At 72.9% G+C, this 12,538-nt stretch carries 12 protein-coding genes; 5 read left to right on the forward strand and 7 right to left on the reverse strand.

All coding sequences use genetic code 11. From position 1 onward, the window contains the following. Positions 1–251: 251 nt before the first annotated feature. Both ACN28F_RS25885 and ACN28F_RS25890 read left to right on the forward strand, forming a co-directional pair. Positions 252–743 (forward strand): DUF3145 domain-containing protein, encoded by a 492-nt coding sequence (locus ACN28F_RS25885; protein ID WP_282228514.1) that lies wholly within the window; start codon positions 252–254, stop codon positions 741–743. 114 nt (positions 744–857) lie between these two features. Beyond that, the gene (locus tag ACN28F_RS25890; protein ID WP_289210452.1) at positions 858–2,600 is read left to right on the forward strand and encodes a glycoside hydrolase family 3 N-terminal domain-containing protein; all 1,743 of its coding nucleotides are present in this window, start codon (positions 858–860) and stop codon (positions 2,598–2,600) included. Positions 2,601–2,677: 77 nt separating this feature from the next. Here ACN28F_RS25890 and fabF read toward each other — a convergent pair whose 3' ends face one another. From fabF to ACN28F_RS25915, 5 genes are all read right to left on the reverse strand, one after another. After that, positions 2,678–3,904 carry a beta-ketoacyl-ACP synthase II gene (gene fabF, locus ACN28F_RS25895; RefSeq protein WP_289210453.1) on the reverse strand — a complete coding sequence of 409 codons (1,227 nt, stop codon included), beginning with the start codon at positions 3,902–3,904 and terminating at the stop codon, positions 2,678–2,680. Next, complete coding sequence (locus ACN28F_RS25900) at positions 3,901–4,140, reverse strand: acyl carrier protein (protein ID WP_289210454.1); 240 nt, start codon at positions 4,138–4,140, stop codon at positions 3,901–3,903. The genes fabF and ACN28F_RS25900 overlap by 4 nt, the downstream gene beginning before the upstream one ends. An 87-nt stretch (positions 4,141–4,227) precedes the next feature. Beyond that, the gene (locus tag ACN28F_RS25905; protein ID WP_289210455.1) at positions 4,228–5,172 is read right to left on the reverse strand and encodes a beta-ketoacyl-ACP synthase III; all 945 of its coding nucleotides are present in this window, start codon (positions 5,170–5,172) and stop codon (positions 4,228–4,230) included. Positions 5,173–5,200: 28 nt separating this feature from the next. Further along, complete coding sequence (locus ACN28F_RS25910) at positions 5,201–6,406, reverse strand: acyltransferase domain-containing protein (protein WP_421360099.1); 1,206 nt, start codon at positions 6,404–6,406, stop codon at positions 5,201–5,203. Between the two features lie 134 nt (positions 6,407–6,540). Then, entirely contained in the window at positions 6,541–7,725 is a 1,185-nt protein-coding gene (locus ACN28F_RS25915) for a PucR family transcriptional regulator (RefSeq protein ID WP_289210892.1), read from the reverse strand. A 142-nt stretch (positions 7,726–7,867) separates the two neighbouring features. On the opposite strand from ACN28F_RS25915, the gene ACN28F_RS25920 reads away from it, so the two are divergent. Next, positions 7,868–8,560: a phosphatase PAP2 family protein gene (locus tag ACN28F_RS25920; RefSeq protein WP_289210457.1), complete on the forward strand. Its 693-nt coding sequence runs from the start codon at positions 7,868–7,870 to the stop codon at positions 8,558–8,560. Positions 8,561–8,861: 301 nt separating this feature from the next. Here the strand turns inward: ACN28F_RS25920 and ACN28F_RS25925 are convergent, their stop codons facing one another. Next, complete coding sequence (locus tag ACN28F_RS25925) at positions 8,862–9,509, reverse strand: hypothetical protein (protein ID WP_289210458.1); 648 nt, start codon at positions 9,507–9,509, stop codon at positions 8,862–8,864. 304 nt (positions 9,510–9,813) lie between these two features. On the opposite strand from ACN28F_RS25925, the gene ACN28F_RS25930 reads away from it, so the two are divergent. Then, positions 9,814–10,368, forward strand: a complete 555-nt coding sequence (locus ACN28F_RS25930) for a copper resistance protein CopC (RefSeq protein WP_421360102.1) — start codon at positions 9,814–9,816, stop codon at positions 10,366–10,368. Positions 10,369–10,398: 30 nt separating this feature from the next. On the opposite strand, the gene gltX is transcribed toward ACN28F_RS25930, so the two are convergent. Further along, positions 10,399–11,835, reverse strand: coding sequence for a glutamate--tRNA ligase (gltX, locus tag ACN28F_RS25935; protein WP_289210460.1), 1,437 nt, complete (start codon positions 11,833–11,835; stop codon positions 10,399–10,401). Positions 11,836–12,000: 165 nt separating this feature from the next. Between gltX and ACN28F_RS25940 the strand changes: the two genes are divergently transcribed. Next, the gene (locus ACN28F_RS25940; protein ID WP_282228503.1) at positions 12,001–12,453 is read left to right on the forward strand and encodes an SRPBCC family protein; all 453 of its coding nucleotides are present in this window, start codon (positions 12,001–12,003) and stop codon (positions 12,451–12,453) included. Positions 12,454–12,538 lie beyond the last annotated feature (85 nt).

The raw sequence follows: 12,538 nt of genomic DNA on the forward strand, positions 1-12,538 counted from the left end.
CATCTTACCGGACGGTCGACCGGGGGCCGTTGCTGGCCTGGCCGGCCAGCAGGGACAACGACGCCCCGATGCCGGCCATTCCCCGCCTGTCCGAGAGCCTGGCGGGTCGCCGGGATGACCGGCGCGACAAATGTCGGCGACGAGTTCGTCGATTCACTGGCGCACCACCCGTCACAGCAGTCATCATGGGTCACACCACTCGGTGGCCGAGGTCGTAGGGGAAGACGCACCTCGCTCTCCGGGAGGTCACCGTGCCAACGCGTGGCGTCGTATACGTCCACTCGACCCCGCTCGCCGTGTGCCCACACGTCGAATGGGCGATATCGCGCGTCCTCGTCGCGCCGGTCAACTTGCAGTGGACGGCGCAACCGCTCGACCCGAACGGGCGGCGCGCCGAATGCGGCTGGTCCGGCCGTGCCGGGACCGGGGCCGAGCTGGCTGCTGCCCTCCGCCAGTGGCCGATGATCCGGTTCGAGGTGACCGAGGAACCCAGCCCGGGTGCCGACGGAGAGCGGTTCATGTACGTGCCCGGACGAGGGCTGTTCCGGGCGACCACCGGCGCGGCCGGCGACATCCAGCTCGGCGAGGACCGGATCCGGGCGATCATGGCCGCCTCCCCGGCACCGGAAGCGGTCGCCCACGCGTTGGACAAGGCACTGGGAACCGCCTGGGACACCGAGCTTGAGCCGTACCGGCACGCCGGCGAGGGGGCGCCGGTGACGTTGCTCACCCGGGTGGGGTGAGGACGGAGGCTGCCGGGCCACCTGCGCACGCTGGCCAGGAAAGCCGGCTCACCCACAGGAGCAGTTCGCCGCTCGCGTCGGCCGCAGCTTGCCGGCAGGTCGTAGCCTGGTGTGATGGCCGGTGTGTTCCCCTCACCCCGAGTAACAATCGCTGCGCTGCTGCTTGCTGCCGTCGGCGTCACCACCGGCTGCGCCGAAGCGCGCACCGGGACCCCTAACGCCACCCCCAGCAGTGCGGACGAGCCGTCCGCCGCGCCGACGTCAACGGCCGAGTCGGCGACCCCCGCCGCCCGCCTGGTCGCCACACTCAGTGACGAGGATCTGGTCGGGCAGGTGCTGATGCCGTACGCCTACGGGGCCTCCGCCACGGAGGTCTCGGCTGGCTCGGCGGCCGGCAACCGGGAGCTCGCCGGGGTGGACACCCCCGCCGAGATGATCGAGCGGTACCGGCTCGGCGGTCTGATCCTGGTCGGTTTCTCCGCTGACGACCCCACCGGCAGCAACCAGCCCACCACCAACGTCGACGACACGGCGCAGGTCCGGCAGCTGACCACCGGGCTGCAGGAGGCGGCCGGGCGGCTGCCCGCCGCAGCACTGCCCGACGGCGGTGGCGAGCTGCCCCTGCTGATCGGTACCGACCAGGAGTTCGGCATCGTCACCCGGATCACCCAGGGCGTGACGCTGCTGCCCAGTGCCATGGCCGCCGGCGCGGCCGGGCAGCCGGAGCTGACCGAGGCGGCCTGGCGGGCCGCCGGCGCCGAACTCGCCGCTCTCGGGGTCAACGTCGACTTCGCCCCGGTGGCCGACGTACTCGGCGTCGACAGCACGGTGATCGGCTCCCGGTCGTACGGTGCCGATCCGGCCGCTGCCGCCGCGCAGGTCGCTGCCGCGGTACGCGGCCTGCAGGCCGCCGGCGTGGCAGCCACCCTCAAGCACTTCCCGGGGCACGGTCACACCGCCGTCGACTCACACGGCGACCTTCCCGTGCTCGACCAGGACCGGGACGCGCTCGGTGCGGCCGACCTCCCGCCGTTCGTCGCCGGCATCGACGCCGGTGCCGGCCTGGTGATGTCCGGCCATCTCGACGTCACCGCCGTGGACCCGGGGGTGGCCGCCACCTTCTCCCGCAAGGTGCTGACCGACCTGCTGCGGGGCGAGCTCGGATTCGACGGCGTCGCGGTGACCGACGGAATGAACATGGCCCCGGCCCAGGTGATGCCGCCTGGGGAGGCGGCGGTCGCCGCGATCAACGCCGGCAACGACCTGATCCTGATGCCACCGAACGTCTCCGCCGCCTACGACGGGCTGCTCGCCGCGCTACGCGACGGATCCCTGCCGCGGGAACGCCTGCAGCAGGCGGTCACCCGGGTCCTGACCCTCAAGCAGCGCCTCGCCGAGGCCGCCGTACCGCCGATGACCGTGCTCGGCGCGGCCGGGCACTACGCCGCGGCCCGGCAGCTGGCGGCGGCGGCGATCACCCAGGTACGCGGCTCCTGCTCCGGTGTCGACGGCCCGGTCACGGTCACCGCGTCGGGTGGCCGGGACCGGACCCGGGCGTTGCTGGTGGAGGCGCTGCGCGCCGGCGGGGTCGAGGTCGTCGACCGGGGCGGAACAGTGGTGCACCTGGTCGGCTACGGCGACGGCACCGCCGACCTGAGCTCCGCTGCGGCGGTCACCGTGGCGATGGACACCCCGTACCTGCTCGCCAGTTCCCGGTCACCCTCGCTGCTGGCGACGTACTCGTCGAGCCCGGCGTCGATGGAGGCACTGGCGGACGTGCTGCGGGGCGCGGCACCGGCTCCGGGTCGGCTGCCGGTGCCGGTCGACGGCCTACCCGCGACCAGCTGCACCAGCTGACGAACCGGTCCGGGCACCGACATCCGACGACGAGGCCCCGGCCCAGTTTCGACTGGACCGGGGCCATCTGGTAACCGTCAGGGCCGGGTGAAGACGAGCGCCACGTTGTGGCCACCGAAGCCGAACGAGTTGTTCAGCGCGGCGGGAACGTCCAACGGCCGGGCCTTGTGCGCGGCCACGTCGAGGTCGAGCTGCTCGTCGGGGTCGTCCAGGTTGATCGTCGGCGGCACCACGCTGTCGCGGATCGTCAGGATCGTGGCGATCGACTCCAACGCGCCGGCCGCCCCGAGCAGGTGACCCGACATCGACTTGGTGGCGGTCAGCACCGGATGGTCACCGACGGCCGACCGCAGCGCCACCAGCTCGGCCAGGTCGCCGGCCGGGGTCGAGGTCGCGTGCGCGTTGACGTGCGCGATGTCGGCACCGGAGACGCCGGCGTCGGTCAGCGCCAGCCGGATCGCCCGCGCCGCACCCAGCCCTTCGGGATGCGGCTGCACCATGTCGTACCCGTCGGAGGTGATCCCGGCCCCGGCCAGCCGGGCGTAGACGCGGGCACCGCGCGCGGCAGCATGCTCGGCCCGTTCCAGCACCAGGATGCCGGCACCCTCGCCGAGGACGAACCCGTCGCGGGCACGGTCCCACGGCCGGGACGCCCGCTCCGGATCGTCGTTGCGGGTGGACATCGCCCGCATCGCGGCGAAGCCGGCGATCGGCAGGCCGTGCACGACCGCCTCGGTGCCGCCGGCCACCACGACGTCGGCGCGCCCGGCGCGGATCATGTCCAGCCCCAACGCGATGGCCTCGGCGCCGGTGGCGCAGGCACTGGCCACCGAGTGCACCCCGGCCTGGGCGCCGAGCTCCAGCCCGACCCAGGCCGCCGGGCCGTTGGGCATCAACATCGGTACGGTGTGCGGCGAGACGCGGCGCGGCCCGGAGGCTTCCAGGATGTCGTCCTGGGCCAGCAGGGTGAGTGCGCCGCCGATCCCGGAGCCGACGGTGACGCCGAGGCGTTCCCGGTCGACGTCGGCGTCGGCCAGCCCAGCGTCCGCCCACGCCTCACCGGCGGCGATCAGCGCGATCGCCTCGGAGCGGTCGAGTCGGCGCAGTTTGACCCGGTCCAGCCGTTCGGCGGGGTCGACCGCCAGTTCGGCGGCGATCCGGACCGGTAGCTGCGCGGCCCACTCGTGGGTGAGCGGGCCGACTCCGGACTTGCCGTTGAGCATGGCATCCCAGGTCGACGCGACGTCCCCGCCGAGCGGGGTCGTCGCGCCGAGTCCGGTGACGACGACGTCGACCATCGTCACGCCTGCGCTTCGATGTAGGCGACGGCGTCGCCCACGGTCTTGAGGTTCTGCACCTCGTTGTCCGGGATCTTCACGCCGAACTTCTCCTCGGCGGCCACCACGACCTCGACCATGGACAGGGAGTCGACGTCCAGGTCGTCGGTGAACGACTTTTCGCCAGCCACGTCGTCCGGGTTGACTCCGGCGACCTCTTCGAGGATCTCGGCGAGGCCTGCGGTGATCTCGTCACGGGTCATGGGTTTCTGCTTTCCTCTCGGATGGGTTGACACTGGCGTGCGCCCGATCGGCGGGCGTACGCCGTACCGCACGGGTGCGGTTGGCGCTCAGGGACAGCGGACAACCTGCCCGGCGTAGGTGAGGCCGCCGCCGAAGCCGAACAGCAGCACCGGGGCGCCCGACGGGATCTCCCGCCGTTCGACCAGTTTGGACAGGGCCAGCGGTACGCTGGCCGCCGAGGTGTTGCCGGACTCGACGATGTCCTTCGCGACGATCGCGTTGGGCATGCCGAGCCGTTTGGCGATGCCGTCGATGATCCGGGCGTTGGCCTGGTGCGGGACGAAGGCGCCGATGTCGCCGGGGTCCACGCCGGCCCGCTCGCACGCCTGCAGCGCCAGCGGCGCCAGCGCCGTGGTCGCCCAGCGGAACACCGACTGGCCTTCCTGCTCGATGTAGGGTCGCCAGCCTTCGATCCGGACCGCGTCGCTCTTGTCCGGGGCCGAGCCCCAGACCACCGGGCCGATTCCGCTGGGCTCGCTGCCGCTGGTGGCGGTGACCACCGCGGCACCGGCACCGTCGCCGAAGATGATGCAGGTGGAACGGTCGGTCCAGTTGGTGAAATCGGAGAGCTTCTCGGCGCCGATGACGATCGCGTTGCGGGCCGCGCCGGCCCGTACCGCGTGGTCGACCGTGCCGAGCGCGTAGCTGAACCCGGAGCAGGCGGTGTTGATGTCGTAGGCGCCGGGGGCGTGGATGCCCAGCCGGGCGGCGACCCGGCAGGCCACGTTGGGGCTGCGGTCGATGGCCGTGCAGGTGGCCACCACCACCAGGTCGATGTCGTCGGGGGTGAGGCCGGCGTTGGCCAGCGCCTTGTCCGCCGCCGCGGCCGCCATGTCGGAGACGGTCTCCGAGTCGGCGATGCGTCGGGTGACGATCCCGACCCGGTCGCGGATCCAGGCGTCGTTGGTGTCGACCAGTTGAGCCAGCTCGTCGTTGGTCACCACCCGGGACGGCTGGTAGTGCCCGAGGGCTACGATCCGTGATCCGGTCATCATGGTGCCTTCCCGTCGCGGTGCGCGATCACAGTGGGGACCCGCTGATCCGGGCCAACGGCTGGCCGGGCGCGACCGGGTCGTCGTGGTGGGCGAGCCATTCGGTGAGGACCCCGGCGTCGTGCGCGGTGACCTCGACCGGACCCTGCCGGGTGGTGACGTGTCCGATGACCTGGCCGGCGGTGAGCTGGTCACCCTCGGCCAGCCCGGCGGCCGGCTCGAACGTGCCGGCACTGGCCGAGACCACGACGCGGAACTGCCGGGTGGGCTCGTGCCGGGGCGCGACGCCGTGCCGGGCGATCAGGTCGCGGGCGGCGGGCAGGTCGTCGGGGGTACGCAGGGTGACGATCTCTGGCACGCCGCGCTCTTTGAACTCCCGCTTGACCAGTCCGGCCAGGGTCCCCGCCGGCGGGAGTTCCAGGACCCCGGTCACGCCGAGCTCGGCCAGCGTGCGCATGCACAGGTCCCAGCGCACCGGCGCGGTCACCTGGCGGACGAGACGCTGCAGCAGCTCCCGTCCGTGGTCGACGGCGGTGCCGTCGAGATTGGACAACACGATGCGGTTGGGGTCGGCCGGGATGATGCCGGCGGCGACCGAGGCCAGCGCCTCCTCGGCGGTGGCCATGTACGGCGTGTGGAACGCGCCCGCCACCTGCAGCACCGCGACCCGGGCGCGGGCCGGCGGCTCGGCGGCGAACTTCGCCAACCGGTCGCTGGCGCCGGCCGCGACGATCTGGCCGGCGCCGTTGTGGTTGGCCGCGTGCAACCCGTGGCTGTCGATGGCGGCGAGCACCTCGTCACGGTCGCCACCGAGGACGGCGGCCATGCCGGTGGCCTCGATCGCGCAGGCTGCGGCCATCTCCCGGCCCCGAACGGCGGCCAGGGTGATCGCCGACTCGGCCGGCAGCGCACCGGCCAGCGACGCGGCGGCGAGTTCGCCGACGCTGTGTCCGGCGACGACGGCGACGTCGTAGAGTCCGCCCGGGCGGGGGCCGGTGGGGGAGCCACCGGGCAGGTGCTCGGCGGCGAGCAGTGCGGCGGCGACGAGCAACGGCTGGGTCCGGGCGGTGTCCTTGATCTCGTCGGCGTCGGCGGTCGTGCCGAGGTGGACCAGATCGACCCCGGCGAGCGCGGACCACCACCGAAGGCGGGCCCGGGCACCGGGCAGGTCGAGCCAGGGGCTCAGGAAGCCAGGCTTCTGGGCCCCCTGGCCAGGTGAGAGTACGGCGAGCACGGCTATGACTCTCCCTGATGCGCACGGTTCAACTGGGTGCGGTGAGGTACCAATCCGCACTACCGCTGTTGGAGGAACCCTACAACGAGCGGCCCAGTAGTGATGATTGAGCCGGTTTTGTCGGCTAGGGCCGTTCAGCCGGCGCTCGGGTCCGCCGGCCTTCGGACGGTGCGTACCGGCGGTGGCGGGTCGAGCCGGCCGATCGCCAACGCCATCTGCAGCGCGTACGCGTCGCGCGCGGCGAACGGTGACAGCCCGGTGATCTCGCCGATGCGCCGCAACCGGTACCGCACGGTGTTCGGATGCACGAACAACGCCCGGGCGGCCGCCTCCAGCACCGCGCCGGCGGCGAAGTAGGCGTCCAGCGTGTCCAGCAACTCACCACCGGTGCGCACCAGTTCGGCGTACACGTCCCGGCGTAGCCGCCGCCGCGCCTCCGGGTCGCCGGCCAGGGCCCGTTCGGGCAGCAGATCGGTCGCCGCTACCGGGCGGGGCGCCCCCGGCCAGGCCGGTGCCGCCCGATAGCCGGCCAGTGCCGCCCGGGCCGACTCGGTCGCCTCGTCCAGGCTCGCCACCATCGGCCCTACCACCACCGGACCGGTGCCGAAGGCGTCCAGCAGGTTGCGGGTCGCCGCCAAGGAGTCCGCCGCGCCGCCCAGGACCACCACGAGCCGGTCGTTGTGCACCCCGCCGATCGTCTCCACCCCGAGGCGCCGGGCCGCCCGGTAGACGATCTGCAGCACCGCGGCCACCTCACCACCGGGCGACCGGCCGACGACGACCGACACCGGGGTCGCGTCGGTCCAGCCCAGTGCGGCGGCCCGGCTCGCCAGGACGTCCGACGAGTCGCCCCGCAGCAACGCGTCCACCAGCAGCGCCTGCAACCGGGCGTCCCACGCGCCCCGGGACTCCGCCGCCCGCGCGTACACCCGGGCGGCGGCGAAGGCGATCTCCCGGGAGAACCGCAGGACGGCCTCCCGCAGCAACGACTCCTCGCCGGCGGCCGCCAGATGCGGCACCTGTGCCTCCACGACGTCGATGGTGACCTTGATCAGGGCCACCGTGTGCTGCAGGCTGATCGACCGGGCGAGCGCCCGGGGGGCCGTGGCGAACACCTCGTCGGAGACCTCCTGCGGGCTGCCGGAGGCCCCACCGCCGTCACGGAGCCAGTCGACCAGCGACCGCACGCCCGCCTGGGCGATCACCATCACCCAGGACCGCTGGTCGGCCGGCAGTTCCCGGAACCAGGGCAGCGCCTCGTCCATCCGGGCCACGCTGGCGGTGGCGAGCGCGCCGGCGGACCGTTCGATCCGACGCACCGTGGCGGTGAGCCGACCGTCCCCGTTGCCGGCCGTGTCGTCCGCTGGCGGCGTACCCGACCGGTCGTTGTTCCTGCTGCCCACGCTGCCAGCCTGTCACGCTCCGCCTGCGGCGGGACAGCAGCCGTGCCACCATGGGCGGATGATCGCCCGTCCCCCAATCGCGGTGCCGCTGTCCGCCGGGCTGGTCCTGGCGGTGCTGACCGTGCTGTTGATCGTGGAGCCGACGATCGTCGCCCAGGTCGACGGGCCGCTGAGTGAGCGGCTGCGCGGGTACGCGGCGGACCGTCCGGCCCTGGTGACGGTGCTGCGGTACGCCACCGATCTGGCCGCCACGGTGTCGTTCGTCGCGGCGGGTGTGGCCGCGACCGTGCTGTTCGCCCTGCGGCGGGAGCGCACCCGGGCCTGGTTCTGCGGGGTGGTCACCGTCGTCGTTCCGGCCGGCTGGTTCGCCGGGCAGTGGCTGCTGCACCGGCCGCGACCGGTGGACGGATTCATCACCGTGGCCGCCAACGGCTTTCCCAGCGGTCACACGACGAACGCCGCCGCCGTCGCGGTGGCCGTGGTACTGCTGGCCTGGCCCGGTGCCAGCCGCCGGGGCCGGCTGCTGGTCGTGACGCTGGTCGGCCTCGGTGCCGGCTTCATCGGGGCGACCAGGTTGCTGCTGCTGGCCCACTGGCCGGTCGACGTGATCGGCGGCTGCCTGCTCGCCGTGCTGCTCGTGTCGCTGGTCGCACGCTGGGTGCCCGGACCATCGGGTCCGCCGGCACCGCCGGTGACCCCACCTGGCAAGGTGTCGTCTCGGGACGGCTCGTGCGAGGTGAGGAGATCGTGATGGCGCACGTGGGGGCGGGGCAGAGCAACGGTGCCGGTCATGATCAGCAGGCGGAGCACGACCAGCCCGTGACCGGGCGGTCCTTCGCCGGCCCGGGCGAGGAACGCATCGACGCTTCCCGGCCGCACCCGACCTCGGGGTGCTGTGCGGGCCAGCGCGGATGGGCGGGTGCCCACCGGCACCTCGGGGTGCGACCGCGCCAACGGAGCGCTCGCCGGGAACGGCCCCCGCACCGCTGGTGCTGACCGGGCCGGGGGTCCGGCCCCGGTACGACCGCGCAGCCGGGCCCCGGTGTGCCCGCTCAGCGGGTCCGGCGCCGCACCAGTAGCGCGATCGCGGCCAGCCCGAGCGTGATGCTGACCACCACAGCTCCGTTGAGCAGCAGCACATGCCGTAGCTCGGCGAACATCTTGTCCAGGTCCTCGCCCGGGTTGAGCGCGTCCTGCGGGATCACCCGCTCGCCGCCGCCGATACCGCCGCTGATGCTGTCCGGGCGGGCCGGCAGGGGAGCGCCGGCCGCCCGCAGCGTCTCCGACATCGTCAGCCGGCCGAAGAACCAGGCGGCCGTGGTCTTGCTGCCGTCAGGCTGCTCCGCCGGCCGGAACGCCCGAGGACCCCCCTCAGCCAGCGGGTACAGCTCGTAGCTGCGGCTGGGATCGTCGTCGATCAGCACCACGATCTGATATTTCGGGCCGAGCGCGGCCGGCTCCGGCGAGCTGGTCTGCCCCGGCCCGGTGAGCCAGTTCACCTGCCCCAGCATCGCGGTGAACAGTTCGCTGTCGGCCTCGGCGGTCACAGTCAACGGCTCCGGCATGTCGTCACCTTCGACGGTGACGCTCGTTGGAGCTGGTGGTGCCGCCTGGGCCCGGCCGGCCGTCAGCGTGGCCGCGCCGAATGCCAGGAGCAGCGCAGTGGCCGCGACGAGTCGGCCGGTGGCCCGCTGTCTCATGGTCAACTCCCTCGCCCCCGCGGAGGTCATGTACGTCGTCGACGTGCTCACTACCCGACGGCGGCCCGGCATAATCCGACGGGGTGCGAGGCCGTGGACCCTCACTGTGAGAGACTCCGCGCGACCCTGGACGGTTGCACCCACCGGACAGTTTTTTTTCGGGAACCATCGCGGGCCGGTGGCCGACCAACTAGGGAGGTCGACCGGACGGCGGCCCAGCACGTATCTGGCGACAGATGGTATCCGGCGAACGCAACATGTGGGGGACAGGGTGGTACGCGTACCAGCGGTTTTGCTCGCGGTGGTGGCTGGGCTGCTGAGTGTGCTGTTCGGAGGGTCGGCGGCGTACGCGCACAACGTGCTGACCGGGAGCAACCCGGCTGACGGAGCCGAGCTGGCGCAGGCCCCGGAGACGGTCGAGCTGACCTTCCTGGCGCGGCTGAACCAGGAGCAGACCGAACTGAGCGTGACCGGCCCGGACGGTGCTGCGGCGTCGACCGGTGCACCGGTCGTGGACGGCTCGGCGGTGAGCGTGGCGGTCCAGCCCGGTCCCGCCGGTGAGTACACAGTGAACTACAACGTGTTGTCGACCGACGGGCACTGGGTCAAGGGCACGCTCGCGTTCACCGTGACGGTCGGTGTCGAGCCGACGGCCGCCCCGACGCCGAGTGCACAGCCGAGCCCGACCGACGCCCCGTCGACGCCAGCCACGACCGAGGTGTCCGCCGCACCGGCGACGCCGCAGGCCACCAGCTCCACGGAGAGCACCCCCTGGTGGCCGTGGCTGGTCGGTGGGCTGGTGGTGCTGGTCGCCGGGGCGGCGGGGGCGTTCTTCGTCCGCCGCCGCCGCAGCAGCTGACGCCGGGGTCAGCCGAGCCCGGACCCGGGGTCAGCCGAGCGTCGCGCGGGCGTCGCGAAGGCGACGCAGCGTCCGGTCCCGGCCGAGGACCTCCAACGACTCGAACAGCGGCAACCCGACGGACCGACCGGTCACGGCCACCCGTACCGGTGCCTGGGCCTTGCCGAGTTTGAGTCCGCGCGCGGCACCGACCTGCTCCAGCGCCGCCTTCAGCGGCTCAGCCGACCACTGCGGCAGGGCGTCGAAGGCGGCGATCGTCGCGTCCAGCAGGTCGGCGGCACCTTCCTTCATCGCCTTCGCCCACGCGGCGTCGTCGACGGCCGGCGCGTCGAGGAAGAGGAAGTCCACGTTGGCGACGATCTCGCTGAGCACCGCGATCCGGGTCTGGGCCAGCGGCGCGACCGCCGCGAACGTGGCGGGGTCGTAGTCCGCCGGGCGCCACGGGGGCACCGGGATGCCGGTGCCCGCTGGCGTCCCGGGCTCCGGCGGCGTCCCGGTCAGCCAGGGCTGGCAGGCCGCGACGAACTCGTCGACCGACAGTGCCCGGATGTACTCGCCGTTGAAGGCGCGCAGCTTCTTCTCGTCGAAGAAGGCCGGCGACGGATTGACCGCCTCCAGCCGGAACTCCTGCTCGATCACCGACCATGCGACGATCTCCCGGTCGTTGCTGGGTGCCCAGCCGAGCAGCATCAGGTAGTTGCGCATCGCGTCGGCCAGGTAGCCCTCGTCCCGGTACGCCTCCAACGCCACCTTGTCGCGGCGCTTGGACAGCTTCTGCCGCTTCTCGTTGACCACCACCGGCACGTGAGCCCAGATCGGCGGTTTCACGCCGAGCGCCTCCCAGAGCAGCTGCTGCTTGGGCGTGTTGGGCAGGTGCTCCTCGGCGCGGATCACGTGGGTGATCCCCTGGGTGATGTCGTCGACCACGTTGGCCAGCAGGAACACCGGTGACCCGTCGGCGCGGGCGATGACGAAATCCTCGATCAACTTGTTGTCGAAGGTCGGTTCGCCCCGGACCAGGTCGATCACCGTGGTGGCCCCCGTGTCGGGCGTACGGAAGCGCAGCGCCCGGCCGGCGCCGGCGGTGAGGCCACGGTCGCGGCAGAAGCCGTCGTACCCCCGGTGTTCGCTGCCGGTGCGGGCCTGCACGTCGGCCCGGGCGCAGTCGCAGTAGTACGCCCGACCGGACTGGTGCAGCCGCTCGGCGGCGGCCCGCTGCTCGTCGGCGTTGGCGGACTGGAAGTACGGGCCCTCGTAGGAGCCCCGCTGGATGCCGATCCAGTCCAGCGCGGTGAGGATGCCGTCGATCCACTCCGGGCGGTTGCGTGCCGCGTCGGTGTCCTCCACCCGGAGCACGAACACGCCGCCGTGCTGCTTGGCGTAGATCCAGTTCTGCAGCGCGGAGCGGGCCCCGCCGACGTGGAACATGCCGGTGGGGGAGGGGGCGAAGCGTACGCGTACCGTCACGTCCTCCAGCCTACGGCCGGCGGCTGGCCGACCGGTGGTCAGGGGCCCGCGACGTCGGCTTCGTGGTGTTGTCCGCATCTACCTGAACCACGAAGTCTGCACCTTTTGCGGTTAATGTGATTTACGCTGCGCCTGTCCCGACGAGCAGGCAGACAGGCAGGGCAGATGATCCTCATCGAACGCAGTGGGCGGGTGGAGGCACCGATCGACACCGTCTGGGAGGTGGTGGGGCAGGCCGCGCTGCTGCCCGACTGGCTCGCCGGGGTCCGCCAGGCCGAGGTGATCGGGACCGACACCCGCCGGATGCGGGTGCACACCGCCGACGGCGCGGCGGCCGAGGCCGAGGTCATCGAGTTCCAGCCGCCGAAGCTGATCGCCTGGCGGGAACGCGCCGCCGGCCCGGGGATCCGCGCCGAGGCCCGCACCGAGGTGCAGGTCGAGCTCACCCCGGAAGGCGACGGCACGGCCGTCCGGCTGACCGTCGTACGGTGGCCGGCCGGCCAGGTCAGCGCGACCCTGCTGCGGCTCGGCAAGCACCGGGTCGGCGCGGACCTGGAGACCTCCCTGGGACGGCTGTCGGACCTGGCCGCCGCCCGGCACTCCGCCGACGTCTGCTGACCGGCCCGGACGTCCATGGCCGCCCGACGGCCCGGACGTCCATGGCCGCCGACCGGCCTGCGCCGACCGACAGTAGGGCCCCGGC

This window comes from Solwaraspora sp. WMMA2101 (assembly GCF_049179175.1).
In the GTDB taxonomy this organism is placed as follows: domain Bacteria; phylum Actinomycetota; class Actinomycetes; order Mycobacteriales; family Micromonosporaceae; genus Micromonospora_E.

Excerpts from the sequence above, each read along its gene's own strand:
- ACN28F_RS25890 (WP_289210452.1), top strand. The coding sequence starts at position 858 with ATGGCCGGTGTGTTCCCCTCACCCCGAGTAACAATCGCTGCGCTGCTG.
- ACN28F_RS25900 (WP_289210454.1), bottom strand. The coding sequence starts at position 4,140 with ATGACCCGTGACGAGATCACCGCAGGCCTCGCCGAGATCCTCGAAGAG.
- ACN28F_RS25905 (WP_289210455.1), bottom strand. The coding sequence starts at position 5,172 with ATGACCGGATCACGGATCGTAGCCCTCGGGCACTACCAGCCGTCCCGG.
- ACN28F_RS25920 (WP_289210457.1), top strand. The coding sequence starts at position 7,868 with ATGATCGCCCGTCCCCCAATCGCGGTGCCGCTGTCCGCCGGGCTGGTC.
- ACN28F_RS25925 (WP_289210458.1), bottom strand. The coding sequence starts at position 9,509 with ATGAGACAGCGGGCCACCGGCCGACTCGTCGCGGCCACTGCGCTGCTC.
- ACN28F_RS25940 (WP_282228503.1), top strand. The coding sequence starts at position 12,001 with ATGATCCTCATCGAACGCAGTGGGCGGGTGGAGGCACCGATCGACACC.